Source organism: Mesorhizobium sp. P160927, assembly GCF_057766385.1.
The window spans coordinates 5,313,855-5,331,401 of record NZ_JBYMDW010000001.1 but is presented as its reverse complement, the minus strand read 5'-3'; the positions used below and the strand labels follow the sequence as shown (position 1 = coordinate 5,331,401).

At 61.3% G+C, this 17,547-nt stretch carries 13 protein-coding genes; 9 read left to right on the top strand and 4 right to left on the bottom strand.

The annotated features are described in order from the left end of the window. Positions 1-1,255 precede the first annotated feature (1,255 nt). Both AC3CB8_RS26055 and mocR read right to left on the bottom strand, forming a co-directional pair. A complete protein-coding gene (locus tag AC3CB8_RS26055; RefSeq protein ID WP_352563498.1) occupies positions 1,256-1,744 on the bottom strand; it encodes a hypothetical protein in 489 nt (162 codons plus the stop codon). A 495-nt stretch (positions 1,745-2,239) separates the two neighbouring features. Next, positions 2,240-3,718, bottom strand: a complete 1,479-nt coding sequence (mocR, locus tag AC3CB8_RS26050) for a rhizopine catabolism transcriptional regulator MocR (protein ID WP_352563499.1) — start codon at positions 3,716-3,718, stop codon at positions 2,240-2,242. 234 nt (positions 3,719-3,952) lie between these two features. On the opposite strand from mocR, the gene iolE reads away from it, so the two are divergent. The 8 genes from iolE to AC3CB8_RS26010 all read left to right on the top strand — a co-directional run bounded on the left by iolE (position 3,953) and on the right by AC3CB8_RS26010 (position 11,963). Beyond that, positions 3,953-4,861, top strand: coding sequence for a myo-inosose-2 dehydratase (gene iolE / locus AC3CB8_RS26045; RefSeq protein ID WP_352563500.1), 909 nt, complete (start codon positions 3,953-3,955; stop codon positions 4,859-4,861). 28 nt (positions 4,862-4,889) lie between these two features. Further along, the gene (locus AC3CB8_RS26040; RefSeq protein WP_023781580.1) at positions 4,890-5,981 is read left to right on the top strand and encodes an ABC transporter ATP-binding protein; all 1,092 of its coding nucleotides are present in this window, start codon (positions 4,890-4,892) and stop codon (positions 5,979-5,981) included. Between the two features lies 1 nt (position 5,982). Next, positions 5,983-7,302 (top strand): extracellular solute-binding protein, encoded by a 1,320-nt coding sequence (locus tag AC3CB8_RS26035; RefSeq protein ID WP_352563501.1) that lies wholly within the window; start codon positions 5,983-5,985, stop codon positions 7,300-7,302. Continuing rightward, positions 7,302-8,210 carry a carbohydrate ABC transporter permease gene (locus AC3CB8_RS26030; protein WP_352563502.1) on the top strand — a complete coding sequence of 303 codons (909 nt, stop codon included), beginning with the start codon at positions 7,302-7,304 and terminating at the stop codon, positions 8,208-8,210. The genes AC3CB8_RS26035 and AC3CB8_RS26030 overlap by 1 nt, the downstream gene beginning before the upstream one ends. Next, the gene (locus AC3CB8_RS26025) at positions 8,207-9,025 is read left to right on the top strand and encodes a carbohydrate ABC transporter permease (protein WP_352563503.1); all 819 of its coding nucleotides are present in this window, start codon (positions 8,207-8,209) and stop codon (positions 9,023-9,025) included. Before AC3CB8_RS26030 ends, AC3CB8_RS26025 begins: the two co-directional genes overlap by 4 nt. Before the next feature lie 92 nt (positions 9,026-9,117). After that, a complete protein-coding gene (gene iolG / locus AC3CB8_RS26020; protein WP_023773557.1) occupies positions 9,118-10,110 on the top strand; it encodes an inositol 2-dehydrogenase in 993 nt (330 codons plus the stop codon). A gap of 25 nt (positions 10,111-10,135) precedes the next feature. Beyond that, a complete protein-coding gene (locus AC3CB8_RS26015; RefSeq protein WP_352563504.1) occupies positions 10,136-11,074 on the top strand; it encodes a sugar phosphate isomerase/epimerase family protein in 939 nt (312 codons plus the stop codon). Between the two features lie 607 nt (positions 11,075-11,681). After that, positions 11,682-11,963, top strand: coding sequence for a hypothetical protein (locus AC3CB8_RS26010; RefSeq protein ID WP_023773559.1), 282 nt, complete (start codon positions 11,682-11,684; stop codon positions 11,961-11,963). Between the two features lie 222 nt (positions 11,964-12,185). Here AC3CB8_RS26010 and ligD read toward each other — a convergent pair whose 3' ends face one another. Further along, positions 12,186-13,958 carry a DNA ligase D gene (gene ligD / locus AC3CB8_RS26005; protein ID WP_352595356.1) on the bottom strand — a complete coding sequence of 591 codons (1,773 nt, stop codon included), beginning with the start codon at positions 13,956-13,958 and terminating at the stop codon, positions 12,186-12,188. Between the two features lie 427 nt (positions 13,959-14,385). Here ligD and AC3CB8_RS26000 point away from each other — a divergent pair, with 427 nt between their 5' ends. Then, complete coding sequence (locus AC3CB8_RS26000; RefSeq protein WP_352563506.1) at positions 14,386-16,596, top strand: putative bifunctional diguanylate cyclase/phosphodiesterase; 2,211 nt, start codon at positions 14,386-14,388, stop codon at positions 16,594-16,596. Between the two features lie 71 nt (positions 16,597-16,667). On the opposite strand, the gene AC3CB8_RS25995 is transcribed toward AC3CB8_RS26000, so the two are convergent. Then, positions 16,668-17,144 carry a hypothetical protein gene (locus AC3CB8_RS25995; RefSeq protein ID WP_023794378.1) on the bottom strand — a complete coding sequence of 159 codons (477 nt, stop codon included), beginning with the start codon at positions 17,142-17,144 and terminating at the stop codon, positions 16,668-16,670. Positions 17,145-17,547: the final 403 nt, after the last annotated feature.

Below are 17,547 nucleotides of genomic sequence, written 5' to 3'. Positions count from 1 at the left end.
TTTCACGCAACCAAGTCAGTTTGTCGGCATTGATACCTGGAAGCGCCGGAGGACGCCCATGCTACATTGTAGCGTGCCCCGCGAATTTGAGATCGGTGACGAGGTCGCGTTGACGGGCACCGTTACCTCGATACTGCCGAGTGGACGCGCCCAAGTAAGCATTTCGTCGTATGGTCAACCCTATTCGGTTGACCCGCCACCCAAAACGCGCGCTGGAGATGAGGTGGTTCTCGTCGGGGATATCATCCGCATCGATCGCCAAGCCGACAAATTGACAGTGCGGATTGACTGCGGGGGCATAATCACTGTCGGACACTCTGCGATTACCAGGTTGAAAAGGCACCGTCGGCCCGCGTCGCGCTGACACTCACGCGAAGCTTGCGGGATGTCGCATGGCCTCGTCAGAGGCCTGCGGCGGTTCGCAGGTGGCCACAGTCCGCAAGCGCTAACTTTGTTCGTTGGGCTCACCAGTTTGTGCGGTACCCGCCTCCGGAAAGGAGCGGCGTCGGGGTTGGCCTGTTGGCGAGAGACGGCCCTGCTCACGGCCTATTTGTTTGCCAAATTTGTACGCCAGGCAAAGGGCACCGAATTGAACGAGTAAGCGTATCATGGAGGTCCTCCTCTCTCGCCATCAAACCAGCCGTGTGCGTTTAGGTTCCAGTTCGGTTTGGCCGAACGTCTGCCGCCGGCAGACAACATTCTCGTCAACGACCCGGCTCCAATCATACGCCAGCGCCGGCGACGTTTGATGGTACGGGTTCCTGCCATCCCGATCAAAGGCGGCCGGTGTTCAAACTCCACCCGGAAGGCCGGCTATTCCAAATGCAATCGCTGCTTTATTCGGCCGGTCTCTCTCGGTGGAAACAGTGCGGCTCAAAGCTCGTGATATGGGAGCGCCTATCCCGGTCTGGGACATCGCCGATGACGAAAGGTTTTGAGTGCTGACCGTAGTCGCCCAAAGCGGCGTCCGCGTCTTGGGCGGCTAAGGCGCCGAGATGGCGCCAGCCCTCGACACGAACGAATGCGATTGCAGATCAGGCCGATATTGCACAGGTCCGCACGGCGGTCACTTCTGCATGATCGACAGCGGCGCCAAAAGTTATATTGCGCAATAGCCTTGTCGAACGCTCTTCCGCGCGCTCCCGATGGAAAAGCGTGGAGAGAGATTCAGCACAAGTGCGATGCTGCGAAAGCCACCTCCGCCGCCCGGCGGAGGTGGCTTGATGCGTGCTTGTTTCAGGCTGGGGCCGTATTCTTACAGAGATTGCAGCCGCGCGATATCCTGAGCTGTTGCAGCCCTCTCCACGATCGTGCGCCCTGCCGCGTCCTTCACTTCGAGACGGCCATTTTCTATCTCTTCCTTGGTGCCATCGGGATGAGTGACTTCAGTTTTGTCATCCGAGACTTCAACCTTGTCGCCGGCGGCGTCGACATGCTCCTGCCCATGATGACCCTTGTCGTGACCGCCGTCGTCGTCGCCTGCGCCACCGTCGTGGCCACCGGACGCGGAGCTGCCGTCAGACCCTGAGTTGCCGCCGTGGTCTCCATCGCCGCCAGAACCGGAGTTGCCGCCATGGCCCTCACCACCTCCGCCGCTGCCGCCTTCGCTCTCGGCATAGGCGGCGGCTGGCCGCAGCTTGCACGAGCCGACAAAGTTGACCTGATAGGGCGCAACAACCAGAACCAATGCGGCTGACGCCCGCAGAGCCAGCGGCGCTATGCCGGTGAAGGTCAATTTCTGCATGATAGATCTCCTCCTCTTGTACATAGAGGGAACGCGGAGGGGGCGCAGATATTCCCGCTCGAGCCGCGGAAAGGCGCGTGCAGGACCGTTGCGGCGATGTTACCGGCCTACTGGCTTGCACACCCCAGACTTAAGTCTGGCAGCAGATTACCGCACGCCCGTCCGCTTTCGTGGTTTGCCTGCCATTCCCAATGCCAATTTCGAATTGGCAAAACCTGAGGTCCCAGGCGAGATTGCCAGCGCCTCTCATCGTGGGGTGTCGCCGAAGTCAATTCGAAGCAACGGCTGGAATTGGCTTATCGTAGCGATCATGGCGCCGCCTTCGGGTTCACACGGCCAATCTTACGATTTGCGCAAGGGTCGGGGTGGAGCTGCCGGCCCGAGACCGTTCAGCGGCCAGGTCCGCAGGGTGAGTTGCGCAGCCCATCGTTCGGCAAAGCCATGGCTAGGATTTCGAGGTGATGCTTGCTCCCGCTGCATGACAGGCAGACGGGCTCATGACAAAGTGCGCACTTGCTCGATGGCTTGGCGCAGACGTCGGATTCCCGCTTCGCTATCGGCCTTGTTGCAGGCGGCATAGCCAAGCACTAGGCCATTTCCGGAGGATGACCAGTAATATTTCGAAAGCGGCGATGCGTTGACACCGAGTTTGTCGGCGCATTGCACGACCGCCCGATCGTCGCAACTTTCGTGAAGCCAAGCAACGACCTGGATTCCGGCTTCCGCCGCCGAAAGGGTCATGTGATCGGCCAATTCGGTCTGGCACAATTCGTAGAAAAGCTTGCGGCGCTCGGCGTAGATGCGGCGCATGCGCTTGAGGTGGCGGGTCATGTGCCCTTCATCGATGAAATCGGCCAGCGCCGCCTGCAGCAGGAGTGGTGCGAACTGCCCAGTGGTGCTCAGCGCATGCGGAATGCCCTCGCACAAGGCGGCGGGCAAGACCATGAAGCCCAGCCTGAGCGCCGGAAACAGCAGCTTGGCAAAGGTGCCGACATAGATGACCCGGTCAGCGTAATCCATGCTCTGTATGGCGGGGACCGGCCTTCCCTGAAATCTGTACTCACCGTCGAAATCATCTTCGATGATCCACGAATTGTTGCGCTCGGCGATTTCGAACAGCCGCAGCCGCTGGTCCATGCGCATCGTGATCCCCAAGGGATGCTGGCAGGCGGGCGTCACATAGATCAGGCGCGGTGAAACCTCGGGCTGGTTCATCTGCCAGCCGTCGCGGTCGACCACAAGCGGCACAATATTGGCGCCAGCGACGGTGAAGGTCGCCCTGGCCGCGTAATAGCCCGGTTCCTCCAGCCAGACCGTGTCGCCGGGATCGAGCAGCAGACGCGCCAGCAAATCGAACGCCGCTTGCGCCCCCGTCGTTACGACGATCTGTTCGGGAGAACACCGCACCCCCCTGGCCGAGATCAGGTAGCCGGCAATCGCCTCCTTGAGCGCCGGCAGGCCGGTCACATGATAGGTGCCGAACAACATGTCGGCGCCAAACGTTGCCCGGCGTGCAAGCAGCCTGCCCCAGACGCCAAACGGAAAGTTCTGCGGGTCCGGCATGCCCGGATGAAAGGCAAAGCGCCCCGGCGCTCCATGATGGAAGGGTTGCCGCATGAGGCTCTCGCCGCGCCTCGAAAGCGGACGGTGGATTGCCATGGCCGTGGGTTTGCCGCCTTGATCGGTCGAGTTCACGGGCAGGTCGATGACCACCGGTCGAGCGCCCTGCCGGCTCGCAAGATAACCTTCCGTAGCGAGTTGGTCATACGCGGCGACGATGGTGTTACGGGCGAGACCCAGATCCTCAGCCAGCGCGCGCGACGAGGGCAATTCCGATCCGGGCGCCAGACGACGCTCACGGATCATCGCGCCAATCTGACGATAGAGCTGGCGATGGATCGGTTCATCAATTGCCCGATCGATGATCAGCGCGTCCATCGGAAAGCCTTGGCGCTTGCGCCTCGATATCTGCATCGGAAAAGCCTCGCGGTATGAGAGCGGATCGAGCTTAAACGAGCGCCGCGGCGAGTGAAACTGGCACCTTCACTTCTCACCGAACTGGCTCTCGCGATGGAGACAGATCGGCGCTTAAATGAAAAGAGGAGGGAACGACGGGCCCAGACAGACCGCAAGACGCCTCACCGACCTGATTGGTTTCGACGAGGCACCGCCAGCAAATGCCCCCGGCCTGTCCGATGAGGAACGATGATGGCTGTCCGCATAGGCATAAATCCGATCACATGGAGCAATGACGATGTGCCCGCGCTGGGCGGGGATACGCCACTCGAGGTGTGCCTTTCCGAAACGGCCGAAGCCGGCTACGCGGGAACGGAACTCGGCGGCAAGTTCCCGCGTGCCAGCAAGGACCTGGACGCGGTTCTCGCGACCTACGGCCTTAAGCTGGTCTCGGGCTGGTACGATGGCCGGATCTGCGAAAAGGAGGTCGAGGAGGAATTCGACGCCATCCTGCCGCATCTGACGCTGCTGCGCGACCTCGGCGCCAAGCACGTCGTCTACGCCGATACGTCGCGCGGCCGCCATGGCGCCATTCACGATCCAATCTCGCAGCGTCCCAAGCTTGCTGAAGACGAGTGGGAGTCCTACAGCAAAAAGATAACGCGACTGGCTGAACGGTTCGCCGATTTTGGCGTTAGCATGGCCTTTCACCACCACATGGGGACCATCGTCGAGACGGATCACGAGATCGGCAGGCTGATGGCCGGTTCGGGGCAAGCCGTCGGCCTGCTCTATGACACCGGCCATTGCGTGTTCTCCGGCGGCGATCCCGAGACGTTGCTGCGGCATCACCTCGGCCGCGTCGTTCACGTGCATTGCAAGGATGTGCGGCCCGATGTGCTGAAGCGCGCTCGCGCCCTGGATATGAGCTTCATGGGCGCGGTGATGGGAGGCATCTTCACAGTGCCCGGCGATGGGTCCATCGACTATTCGACGCTTTTGGGCATGCTTGCCGACAATGGCTATAGCGGCTGGCTGGTGGTCGAGGCCGAACAGGATCCGAGTAAGGCCCATCCCCTTACCTATGCGAAGATGGGCTATCGCAACCTGCGCGACCTGGCCCTCGGAGCCGGTTTCGAGGTCGACGAACGGGAGAATTGATACGCTTGGGGCGCGCTGGGGAGCGGCAATGAGTTCTGTCCTGTACCAAAATGTGGTCAAGAACTACGGCGCGCTGAACGTCTTGCGCTCGCTTGACCTTGCCGTTCCCGACCACATGTTCCTGGCCCTGCTCGGTCCTTCGGGTTGCGGCAAGACGACGGCGTTGCGCATCCTTGCCGGTCTCGACATGCCGAGCGCGGGCAAGCTCTTCATCGGCGAGCGTGAGGTGACCCGGCTGCAGCCGCGCGACCGCGACATCGCCATGGTCTTCCAGAGCTATGCGCTCTATCCGCAGATGACTGTCGGTGAGAATATCGGCTATCCCTTATGGATTCGCGGCATGCCAGATGCCTCGCGCCGAGCCAAGATCGACGAGGTCGCCGCGGTCCTCGAGATCGGCCACCTGCTCGATCGCCGGCCGCGCCAGCTCTCGGGCGGGCAGAGGCAGCGCGTGGCGCTTGCGCGCGCCATTGTTCGCGATCCGGCCGCTTTCCTGATGGACGAGCCGCTGTCGAATCTTGACGCACGCCTGCGCCTGACCATGCGCGGCGAGATCAAACGGCTTTGCCAGCGGCTTGGCGCAACCACCCTCTATGTCACGCACGATCAGGTAGAGGCATTGACCATGGCCGACTTCGTAGCGGTCATGCACGCCGGTGAACTGCAGCAGATGGCGCCGCCGGGCGATATCTACGACCGCCCGGCCAACCGTTTCGTCGCCACCTTCGTCGGCAACCCGCCGATGAACATTCTGCCGGTCGCGCTTGCCGAACAATGCATCGAAGTCGGCGGAGCATTGGTTCCGATAGAGGCGCCCCGGCTGGCGGCATGCCGCGCTGCCGGGGCGGTCGAGATCGGACTGCGGCCGGAAGACATGAGTGTTGCGGCACCCGGCACCCGGGCCGCGCTGCCCGGCGAGATCTATGTCGTCGAACCGATGGGCAACGAGACCTTGGTCAATGTCCGCATCGGCAGCGGCAATGTTTCGGTCCGTGCAGGCCGCGACTTCAGGGGCACGGTGGGCGCCAACATCGGGCTCACTTTCGATGTGTCGAATGCATGCTTCTTCAATTCCGCCGGCCTGACGGCCGTCCATAGGGTCAACAGTGATGGAGAGTGAAATGACGCAGTCCAGCATTAGCAGACTTACTCGCCGTTCCGTGCTCAAGGGGGGAATTGGCCTCGCACTTGCCTCGACGGCCCTTACGGCATTGGGCCTGCCTGTCGCGGCGAGCACCGCTGGCAAGAAGGTGATCATCGGCGCCTTCGCCGACGGCGGCCTGACCCCGTTCAAACAGAAGATCATCCCTCTGGCCAAGGATGCCGGGTTCGACATCGAGTTCCTCGAGGATGAATATGGCGTAACCCTGGAGAAGTGGTTCGCCGACGCCAAGAACAGCGCCGGCCAATACGACCTCTATCTTCTCGACGATCCTTGGGTGCCGCAGTTCGGCGCCGCCAATGTGCTGGAGGATCTTGGAGCGGCCGGCATCGATGGCGGCGACAAGGACTGGATCGGCTCGATGATCGACATGGGCTACTGGCCGCCCCAGAAAGGCCCGCGCGTGAAGGGTTTTGAAACTGCCGCGCCAGCGCTCATCTGCGTGCCGTTCGTCGGCGATCTGCAGACGCTGACTTACCGCAACGATGTCTACACAAGCGGCGCGCCGAAAACCTGGGACGAGGTCATCGCCAAGGGCAAGGAAGGCGTGGCGGCGGGCAAGATCAAATATCCGGTCGTCTTCCGGGGCGTTTCCGGCAATCCGATCGTGACCAGCTGGTACCCGGTCTTCCTGTCGTTTGGTGGCTCCTTCTTCGACGACAAGTGGAACCCGGTCTTCAATTCCGCCGCAGGCAAAGCCTCGGCCGAATTCTTCGTCGGCACCATGAAGCAAAACGCGCCGAGCGGCGTCGTCGAGTTCGACTCGGACCAGGAAGGCGCGGCGATCCTCGGCGGCGAAGCAGGTGCTATCATCCAATATTCCGGCAATGCGCTGAAGGCCGACGACCCGACGCAGACAAAGGTGGCTGGCAAGCTCGATTTCGGCGTCGTGCCGAAACAGACTGCGGCGATCGCCCAGATGGGCATCTTCATTGCCGGCATTCCGAAATCGGCGCCCAACAAGGCCAACTCGGTCGAGTTCCTGAAATGGTATGTCAGCACCGACGTCCAGGCCAAGCTGTCGGAAGCGGGCTCCATCCCGGTCAAGCGGAGCGCCTTCGGCGTCGCCAAGCCCGGCAACCGGCTGATCCCCGTCGCCTTGCAGCAGCTCGACGCTGGAGCGCTGCCAAGGCCGCGCACGCCAGATTGGGCCAAGGTCGAGGAACTGCTCGGCATCGAGCTCAACAAGGCGCTGCAGGCTGGCTCGGGTGGCCGGGCCGCGTTGGACACGGCCGCCAAGCAGGTCAAGGAGTACCTGTCTTCTGTCGGTTATTATTGATGCCAAATGGCGGGACGCAGAGCCGCAAATACCGTCTGCAGGGGGCGGGGCTCGACCTCGCCCTCCCTTATCTCATGCTGGCGCCAGGCTTGCTGATCGTGCTGGGCGTGCTCGTCTATCCCTTGTGGGACGGCCTGCGCGCCAGCACCAAGGTCTATCGTTATGGCTCGGTAGTCGCCGATGTCGGCATGGGCAACTACATCAAACTGTGGAGCGATCCACAGTTTTTGAATTCGCTGTTGGTGACGGTCAAATTCGTCGCCCTGTCGGTCACCTTCGAGGCAATTCTGGGCTTTGCCCTGGCGCTGTTTTGCTTGCGCGAATTTCGCGGCATCCGCCTGCTGAGGACCATCCTGATTATTCCGATGGTGATAACACCGGTCGTGGTCGCCATCGTCTTCCGGCTGATCTATGCCAGCGACGCGGGCATGCTGACGGCAGTCTCCGAGTGGATGGGCGGGGGCCAGGTGCAAATTCTCGGAAATCCCATCAAGGCCTTCATCGGCCTTGTCGTGCTCGACGTCTGGGAATGGACGCCGCTGATGTTCCTGATCCTTCTGGCCGGCCTGCAGTCGCTGCCGCAAGAACCCTTCGAGGCCGCTCGCGTCGATGGCGCCGGCACCTGGCGGGTGTTTGCCGATCTTACCTTTCCTATGATGCGGCCCGTGCTGGCGATCGCCATCGTGCTGCGAACGATCGACGCCTTCGGCACGTTCGACCAGGTGTTCGTGCTCACCCGGGGCGGACCGGGCGAGGCGACGCGGCTGGTCTCGATCTATGGCTACGACACCGCCTTTAAATTCCAGCAGACGGGCTATGCGGCGGCGCTGTTCGTCACGATCGGGCTGGTCGTGCTTGCGCTGGCCCTTAGCGCCGTGCGGCTTCTGCGCAGGGTCGATGCATCATGAACAATCGTCTGGCGCGGATCGGGCTGATGAGCGCCGTACTGGCCATCGTGCTCTTGCCCGTCTACTGGCTTGTCTCGACATCGCTTAAGTCCAATCGCGAGATCACCCAGGAAGGCACGCTCTATCCACATGGTCCTACGCTGGACAATTATATCAGGTTGTTCACGGAAAAGCAGTTCGGCGCCTATCTGACCAACTCGCTGGTGGTGACGTTCTTCTCGGTGACGATCGCCTTGTTCTGCGGCGCCCTGGGCGCCTATGCGATCGCCCGCTTTCGCCTGCCTTTCATGATGGAGCGCAAGGTCGGTCTGTTCCTGCTGACGCTGCGCATCGTGCCGCCGGTCGTGATCCTGATCCCGGTCTATCTGCTGATGCTCAGGCTCGGCCTGCTCGACAGCTGGTTGGGTTTGATCGCCACCTACACCGCCTTCAACATCACCTTCTGCGTCTGGATGATGGAGAGCTTCTTTCGGGAAATCCCAGTGGATCTCGAGGAAGCCGCCATGGTGGATGGCGATTCCCGCTTCGGCGCGTTCCGGCGCATCACGCTGCCGCTGGCAGCTCCCGGCCTCGCGGCGACCGCCATCTTTGCCGTGCTTGTCACTTTCAACGAATTCCTGTTCGCTCTGGCGCTAACGGCCACGCCCCGCGCGATGACGATGCCACGCGGCACCGCCACGCTGATCGGCCGCATCGACACCGACTGGGCCTCGATGTCGGCCGCTGGCGTTATCGGCGCGTTGCCGATCGTCGTCTTCGCGCTGTTGGTGCAGCGCCATCTGGTTCGCGGACTGACCATGGGAGCCGTCAAATGACGACCCGGCTGGGCAGTCACTCACGTCAATCAAGTCGCCGTCGCGGCCACGCTCATGGCCGACACCATGCCGCCTTTTAGGGAACGAAAGATATGCTCGATGTCTGTCTGTTCGGAGCGGGCCTTATCGGCCAGGTGCATGCGGCCAACCTGGCGCGCCACCCCCGGGTGCGCCTGCGCTATATCGTCGATCCGAATCGCGAGGCTGCATCGAAGGTCTCGGCCCTGACAGGGGCCGAGATCGCCGACACCCAGACCGTGATGAATGACCGATCGATCCGCATGGTGTTCATCGCTTCGGCAACGAGAACGCATGCCGACCTGGCCATGGCCGCGGCCGCCAGTGGCAAGGCGATCTTCTGTGAAAAGCCGATCGACCTCGATCTCAAGCGCACCGATCAATGTCTGGCGGCTGTCGAGAAGGCAGCTGTACCCTTTCAGATCGGATTCAACCGTCGGTTCGACCCGAGCTTTCGGGCGCTGAAGGCGCGCCTTGCGCAAGGCGAGATCGGTGCCGTTGAACAGGTCATCATCACCAGCCGGGATCCGGAACCGGAAACCGAGGAAGCGCTGGCGGGAGGAGGGGGGGTCTTCCGGGAGATGACCATTCACGACTTCGACATGGCACGCAACCTGTTGGGAGAAGAGCCGGTCGAGCTCTTCGCGACCGGGTCGTCGCTTGTCGCGCCGCACTATGCCAAGCTGGGGGACTATGATACCGCGATGTTCGTGCTGCGCACGTCGTCGGGCCGGCAATGTCACATCAACAACAGCGTCAGGGCCGCCTACGGCTACGACCAGCGCATCGAGGTGCATGGTGCGGACGGGATGCTGCGGGCCGGCAACAGGATGCCGACATCGGTTGAAATGTCAGGCGCAAAGGCGATATCGCGCGACAAGCCCTATTACTTCTTCGTTGAGCGCTATGCCGAGTCCTACGCGGCCGAGATCGATCATTTCATTACCTGCGTCGAAACGGGGCGACGGCCCGAGGTCACGGCAAGCGACGGCCGCAAGGCGATGATCCTGTGCGAGGCAGCGCTTGCCTCCGCCAAGTCGGGCAGGTTCGAGACGGTCAGATTTTAGGGCAATCGAAACGAGGAGCTTCCAGATGAAGATCGGGATGATTACAGACAGCCTCGGCGACCTCCCATTCGACGAGATGTTAGCCGCCTCGGCCGAGCTTGGGCTTCAGACATTGGAATTCGCGTGCGGCAATTGGTCGTCAGCGCCCCACATCGACCTGCAGGCCATGCTCGCGAGCGCTGCCACGCGCAAGGAGTTCGTCGCCAAGATCCGGGATCACGGGCTGACGATTGCAGCGCTCAATTGCTCGGGCAATCCGCTGCACCCGGGCCCGCAGGGGCAGGTCCACCATGGTGTGACACAGGACACCATTCGCCTGGCCGGCCTGATGGAGATCGACCGTGTCGTCATGATGTCAGGCCTGCCGGGCGGACCGGGTGACGCCAACCCGAACTGGATCATCACCGATTGGCCGCCGGAATGCCTCAAGATCCAGCGCTATCAGTGGGAGGAGCGGATCATTCCCTACTGGCGCGACCTCGTGGCGTTTTCAAACAATCTCGGCATTTACAAACTATGCCTGGAACTGCATGGCCATCAAGCCGTGTACAATGTCCAGACATTGTTCAAGCTGCGTGACGCTGTCGGAGAGACGGTCGGCGCCAACTATGATCCCAGTCACCCGCTGTGGATGGGGGCGGATCCGATTGCCGGCATTCGCATGCTCGGCTCGGCCATCTATTATGTGCACGCCAAGGATACCCGGATCGAGCCCATCGCCGCGGCCATCGACGGCACGCTCGATCCGCGCCCACCAAACCTCTATGCCGAACGAGCCTGGAATTACATCACACTCGGTTACGGTCACGGTGAGACCTGGTGGCGGCAGTTCTGTACCGCGCTCAAGCAGGTTGGCTACGACGATGTCTTGTCCATCGAGCACGAGGACATGATGCTGACGCCGATGGAAGGTATGCGAAAATCCGTTGCGCTGTTGCGCAACGTCGCAATTAACCTTTCTTGATCGGCGACCTGCCGAGGGTGGGCTGTAAGAGCATCGCGCGCGCCATCTAAACCTCGATTGTGAGCTTGCGATCCGCCACCAGGCTTGCATGCGTGCGGATCGGATCAACGACAAGTGCCGCGTTGAGCCGCTCGGCAGGTATTCGGCATACCTGCGACCTCATGCGTAACCGAAGCGGCACGACTTTACCGGGCTGGTAACCCGTCCACCTATTCGGCAGACCCCTTCCGCTTCCAGTGCTGGATGGCAATTTAGGCATGTCTGGCTTCAAGAACCGTGATCGTACTGCTGTTGACCAACGGCGGGTCGCCGCCGGAACAATGTGCCTCCGCTTATGTTCGGGTAGAAAATTAGCGGAGACTAATTTGAAATTCTTGCCAGTTCAGGAACCAAGCGAAATGTGGGCGGTATTCGACACGAGCACCGACGAACCGGCCGAGTTTGCAGGTCAGTGCCTCATTGGTCTTACGAAGCCTGCCGCTATTTGGCTCGCTGCGAGAGGCAATGAGGACGAAAGAAGAAACCGTTGCTGGTGCGAATCGGATGTCAACGCAGGGGACACCCTCGGGTCGGTTCTGCGGCAATGGCGTGTCCAGTCGTGGGGACGATGACTGACGAGGCCATGGCTGCCGTACTGGCCTCGCGCGATGACGAAGTGCGGGTTCTCGGCGTGTTTGACGCGGCGAACAAGAAAGAAGCTGCCATTGAACTTCGCCGTCTGGGCGATGCGGTTCACTTTATCGCGAACGCGTCGGTTTTGGGCTACGATGTTCGCTCTGCGATGATCTTCTATGGGAACGCGGGAGTACCAAGTTTGAGAGCGCAGCACTGCGAGCAACTTTGGGCGAAATATAGCACGCTTCTCGTGGAGCCGGACTGCAGTTCTTGACGGGGGGGCTGGGTTTCAGCACAGGCTGACCGACCGGACCTTGGCGGCGCGCTGGTTGCGACGAGGTGCTCTCGCCCTCCGTGGACATGACGTTGGTTACAAGGCTGGCGCCGGTCCTGCCGCCGCCACGACGCATCTGCCGGCTTGTCGATCAAGGCGGCAGTGGCGGCAAAATTTGACAGCACTGCCACAGCACAGCCGCACTGGCTTCACATCGTCCAATCAGGCTGCTTTCCTGATGACTGCCTTGAAAGGTTGATCCATGGTGAAGGCGTCTGGCCGCACCGCCCGCTCAACCTGGCCCCATGTCACAGGGTGGGCGATTGGAAATCCGGGGCGTGCTCGTGGAGAGAACGCGCCCACGGCCGTGTTGCCTCTCCCGTTGCGGAGGTAATCGATAAAAATACGTCCCGTTCTTGCCGCCGGTGCAGCAGACAGGAGGTAGCGGTCGGGATGCGCGTCAGCGAGGCACCGGGCAAGCGACTTGCCGAGTTGCCGGGCGTTGTCGTGGGTCATCCTTGTCTCAAGAGGGGCCATCAAATGGATGCCCTTGCCACCGGTGACCTTGGGCCAACTCTTCAGACCTGAAGCCTCCAGGATGTCGCGAAGCGCCAGCGCCGCTTCGATCACCTGCTCCCACTCGACGCCCTCGCCGGGGTCGAGGTCCAGCACGACGCGGTCGGCCCGCTCGATGTCATCCATGGTAGCGTTCCACGGATGAAGCTCGACCGCATCCATCTCGACCAGCCCGAGCAAACCGGCGAGATCGTCCACCCACACGCGGACACCCTGCCCACCCTCGCGCTTCTGGATGCGCAACTGATGCACGGCGCCCGGAATATCGGGCAAGGGACCTTTGTGATAGAAAGTGGTCCCGCTCGCGTGGCGGACCAGCTTCAGTGGTCTGTGGCCGAGATGGACCAGCGCTTGCTCGGCAACCTGTTCCCAGTAGCGCACAAGGGCTTCCTTGGAAGGCGAGACCGCGTCCGGCAGCAGCTGAAGAACGTTCTCACGGGGCACTGCGGGTCCCTCGGGCCTATTCCGCCGCTTCGATGAGGCGGGCGGCTTTGCCGGGATCGTGATGAGATCTTCACGGAGGCCTTTGAATACTGCTTCGCGCAAGATGCCGCGGTCGGTGACGCCACTGAACTGCACCTCGGCCAAAACGTCCGGCCTGACCCATGTGGCCTTGGGCTTGTCGATCGGCTCCGACAATGGCGCCTTGTCAATAATCAGCGGGTCGAGACGCTCGCGGACCTGTCGCGCGATACTCAAGCTGTAGCCGCTCTGGGCTTTGCCGGCATAAAGCAGCCGGTCGTCTTCACGCCTGCCGATGTAGAGCGAGGCGATCCGGCGCGGTTGAGCGCCAAGCTTCTCTACGAAAGCCACGATAGGAAAGGTGTCGCTCTTGATGCATTTTATCTTGACCCAGCTTGTCTGGACGCCGGAGCGATAAGGGGAATCGGCAAGCTTTGACACTATGCCTTCCAAGCCCATACGGCAGGCATGCGCGAACATATCCGTGCCGCTCACCTCGAGATGTTCGGCATAGGTCAGCGTCGGCGCTGAATCCTTGAGCAGCTTCTCCAAGGCCGCCTTGCGTTGCAGAAGCGGCCGCTGCCGAAGATCGCTGCCGTTGAGATGAAGCAGGTCGAACGCATAGAAGATGAGCCTCGGCGAGCCCGGATTGCCTAGCTCCCGTTCCAAGGCTTGGTAGTCCGGGAGGCCGGTCTCGCCCAGAACGACAGCCTCACCATCGATGATCGCGGACTTTGCCGGCAGGCTCGCCGCCGTCTTAACGATTCTCTTGTACCGATGTGACCAATCGTGACCCCGGCGCGTGAAGGCTCGCGCCCTTGCACCCTCCACAATGAGCTGGGTCCGGTAGCCGTCATACTTGATCTCGTGAAGCCAGCTGCCGCCGTCAGGAGCTTTCTCGACCAACATTGGCGACTGGAACTCGATGAATGACAGCCGGTCTTCGGTCTTACTCATGCGCACACGAACTCCTGGAATCGGGAGTCAAAACGTGGGAGGGCAATGAGTTCCGATAATTTTAGCAAAATTGTATATATACGCGATGGCGACGTGCCCGCCGACAGACCCATCGCGCGTCTAACCCTAGCCTCGCAGTTTCACCCCAGCCGCTTTGTACCGCGCGATACCTCCCGATAGACGAACCGAGAAGCGGACCTGTTGATCTGAAAGGCTGCTGACGTTGCGGCCCCAGATGCCCACCCAGTTAGCTGCCGCCGCACCGTCCGTCTCTCGCTGGATTTCATCCTATTCGTCGCCGGCCTGGGGCGTCGGCTCCGCGCGAGGCAGCGACCCCGAACACGAGGCTGCCGGGCAGGGCACGCACCGGCGCTGTCGCGCAGGGCCTTTTAACGGTCCAGAAGTCTTCATCGCTTAAAGCGATCTGATGAAATTGCTGCGACATTTTGCCGAACCGACCCGTCGTCTCTTCCTGATGAGAACGGCTTTGCCCGTCATTGGGGTGACACTGCTCATTGCAGCAGCCGCGACAGGTTTATTGCTTTGGTCCACGATCCAGACTGACAGCGTTGCCGCGGCGCGGCAGAAAAGTCTGGTTGGACTGATCATGTCCAAGCTGGAGAGCGCAGTAGCGCACGACCAGGAGAGCGTCACGGTTTGGGACGACGCGGTCAACGCGCTGCGCGGCGGCGATGCGAAATGGCTCGATACCAATCTCGGCAGCTGGATGCACACGTATTTCGGTCATGACCAGGTTTATATTCTCGATGCCAATGATGCGCCGGTCTACGCATTCACCGATGGGGCGACCGCTGACCCCGGGACCTACCGCGCCATACACGCGACCACTGCGCCTCTGGTCCAGACTTTGAGAGCAAGGTTGAAGCGAGGGGATACCGAAGGTGTTACGGAACAGGTGCTCACAATAGGCGCTTCCGAAATGTCCGTTATCGCCGGCCATCCCGCGGTCGTCAGCATCAAGCCCGTGGTTTCCGACAGTGGCCACATCGCGCAGGTGCCAGGCCAGGAATTCCTGCATGTGGCCGTTCGCTACCTCGACGGCAGTTTCCTTACCGCCCTGCGCCAAGACTATCTGCTCGATGGCGCGCGGTTCTCCTGGCACGATAAGCTCGCTTCCGGAGAGGCTTCCTATCCCGTTGTCGACCGATCTGGACCTATCGGCTTCTTCGTTTGGCGGCCATATCGGCCAGGAGCATTTGTCCTCTTTCAACTCGTGCCCGTTCTCGTCACCGTGTTTGGTCTGGTGCTGGCCGGTGTCATCACGGCCCTGATAGGGTTTCGCAAGCGGACGTTGAAGCTGATCGAGACGGAGGACCGGATCTACCACCTCGCTCACAACGATCTGCTTACAGCGCTGCCCAATCGCGGTCAGTTCAACGAGCGTCTGGCAGATGCACTGGCGCGCCTGGCGTCGACGGACGAGCAGCTCGCGATACTTTACCTCGACCTCGACCGCTTCAAGCAGGTTAATGACAGCTTTGGCCATCCGGCGGGTGACGAGCTGCTCAGGGAGTTCGCGGACCGGCTAAGACGGCTGACGACTGATGCGGACACGGTGGCGCGTCTTGGTGGCGATGAATTCATCATCATCCGACGTTCGGTTGGCGGCGAGAATGACGTCAAGGCACTATGCGAGCATTTGATCGAGTCTGCCCGTCGGCCGTTCGAGGTCGCCGGGGTACAAGTCTTTGTCGGCGTAAGTGTCGGCGTAGCGGTTGCACCCAAGGACGGGTTGGACACCGTCGAGTTGGTGCGGAAAGCCGACGTGGCGCTCTATCATGCCAAAGCGGGGGGCCGCAGCAGCTACGCCTTCTTTGGGCACGAGATGGATCTGACGCTGGCCAGCCGCAAGGGCATGGAACAGGACCTGCGCAACGCGCTCGATGCGAGCGGCCAGATCCAGGTCCACTATCAGCCGCTATACGCCGCCGACACAAACAGGATGACGGGTGTCGAAGCGCTGGCCCGCTGGTCTGATCCGGAGCGGGGCTGGGTTGCACCGGACTTGTTCATACCGCTGTCCGAGGAAGCAGGGTTGATCGAAAAGCTTGGCGAACTGGTGCTCAGGCAGGCGTGCCTTGACGCGGTGGATTGGCCCATCGAGACCTTGGCTGTGAATGTGTCGGCCTTGCAGCTGAACAACCCCAGTTTCGCCATGCGAGTGACCAGTATCTTGTTGGAGACGCACATGGATCCGCGGCGGCTCGAAATCGAAGTTACCGAAAGCGCTCTGTCGGAGCGACGGAGCGAATGTCGAAACAACATCGAGGCTCTGCGCAGCATCGGAGTGCGCTTTGCACTCGACGATTTCGGCACCGGATTCTCCTCCTTGGGAAGACTGCAGACGCTGCAAGTCGACAGGATCAAGATCGACCGAAGCTTCGTGCAGGGCTTTGGTCGCTCCAACGGTGACGAGGCCATCGTTCAGGCGATTATCAACCTAGCCCGCGCGACCGGACTTAGCACCACTGCCGAAGGAGTGGAGACCGAAAGCCAGTGCGATTACCTGCGCAAGCTCGGCTGTGACCAGCTCCAAGGCTTTCTGCTGTCCAGGCCACTGCCCAAGGGGGAGCTTCAAGAGCTTCTCGGGGGCGTATCAGCGCGCGCCTCTGCCTAGGAGCCCCGCGGGGGCGAGCCACAGAAGCTGGCACCCGCGGTGGCTGGAAGCCGGCGCCGGCCACCGGCTGCCTAGCAGCCCTGGACCTTCAGTGATTTGACCATGCGAACGATAAGCGGATCATAAGGGACCTTCTCGTTGCGAGCATAGTTGACCGTAAACAATGCCGCTCTGTCCCCGCAGATCTTGATAGCCCGGACATACAGGATCTGACCGTCCTTCAGTCCTGAATAGCTGGCCCATTGCGGGGTCACTCGCTTGTAGGTCACCTTCCAGCCGTCGTTCTCGTTCACGGCAATGCGATGCTCGATCTCGGTGCGAAAGCTTGCCTTGCCGAGTTGCGCCCCCCAGATCGCAAGAAATGCTTTGTTTTTGCCCTCAAAGGCTGCTCCTTGATCGGAGCGCTGGGCAAGCACGAACCCCGGCGGAACGTCGAATACGAATCCCAGATGCTTGATCCCAAACCCCTCCCATTGTTCAGCACCCAGCAGGGAAGTGGAGATCATCGTGGCGCCCAAGCTGAGCAGAATATGCGGCAGACGTTTCATGGGTGTAATCCTGTCTCGTTCGGCCCTGCGCCATGCCGGGCGCAGCCCAGCCGGCCGGCCCTGGCGGAGAGCCAGCCATCTGCGGCTCCAAAGCCAGCGGACCTTTTCAAATCTGACGTGGCACTCTTTGTTCCATTAGGAACTAAGAATATCCCGGCACGCGCATCGGCCGAGTGGCCGCGCCTGTTTCAGCGCAGCGCTGCCCGCCAGCACCCGACGGTGCCGGTGTCTCGGAGGCAATGGTCGTGAAAATAGTGAAGAAGCTTGGGGGCGGCGGTTGCGCTGGCTAACAAGACAGCCCGCATGGTCTGGGCACTGATGACGAACGGCGAGCGCTACAGGGAGCCGGTCATCGCATAGAACAAGATAAGGCGCGGGATCGCCAACGAGGTTGGAAAGGGCG

What these genes read in the sequence shown, in the direction of transcription:
- AC3CB8_RS26055 (WP_352563498.1), bottom strand. Translation starts at nt 1,744, where the DNA reads ATGCAGAAATTGACCTTCACCGGCATAGCGCCGCTGGCTCTGCGGGCG.
- mocR (WP_352563499.1), bottom strand. Translation starts at nt 3,718, where the DNA reads ATGCAGATATCGAGGCGCAAGCGCCAAGGCTTTCCGATGGACGCGCTG.
- iolE (WP_352563500.1), top strand. Translation starts at nt 3,953, where the DNA reads ATGGCTGTCCGCATAGGCATAAATCCGATCACATGGAGCAATGACGAT.
- AC3CB8_RS26040 (WP_023781580.1), top strand. Translation starts at nt 4,890, where the DNA reads ATGAGTTCTGTCCTGTACCAAAATGTGGTCAAGAACTACGGCGCGCTG.
- AC3CB8_RS26035 (WP_352563501.1), top strand. Translation starts at nt 5,983, where the DNA reads ATGACGCAGTCCAGCATTAGCAGACTTACTCGCCGTTCCGTGCTCAAG.
- AC3CB8_RS26030 (WP_352563502.1), top strand. Translation starts at nt 7,302, where the DNA reads ATGCCAAATGGCGGGACGCAGAGCCGCAAATACCGTCTGCAGGGGGCG.
- AC3CB8_RS26025 (WP_352563503.1), top strand. Translation starts at nt 8,207, where the DNA reads ATGAACAATCGTCTGGCGCGGATCGGGCTGATGAGCGCCGTACTGGCC.
- iolG (WP_023773557.1), top strand. Translation starts at nt 9,118, where the DNA reads ATGCTCGATGTCTGTCTGTTCGGAGCGGGCCTTATCGGCCAGGTGCAT.
- AC3CB8_RS26015 (WP_352563504.1), top strand. Translation starts at nt 10,136, where the DNA reads ATGAAGATCGGGATGATTACAGACAGCCTCGGCGACCTCCCATTCGAC.
- AC3CB8_RS26010 (WP_023773559.1), top strand. Translation starts at nt 11,682, where the DNA reads ATGACTGACGAGGCCATGGCTGCCGTACTGGCCTCGCGCGATGACGAA.
- ligD (WP_352595356.1), bottom strand. Translation starts at nt 13,958, where the DNA reads ATGAGTAAGACCGAAGACCGGCTGTCATTCATCGAGTTCCAGTCGCCA.
- AC3CB8_RS26000 (WP_352563506.1), top strand. Translation starts at nt 14,386, where the DNA reads ATGAAATTGCTGCGACATTTTGCCGAACCGACCCGTCGTCTCTTCCTG.
- AC3CB8_RS25995 (WP_023794378.1), bottom strand. Translation starts at nt 17,144, where the DNA reads ATGAAACGTCTGCCGCATATTCTGCTCAGCTTGGGCGCCACGATGATC.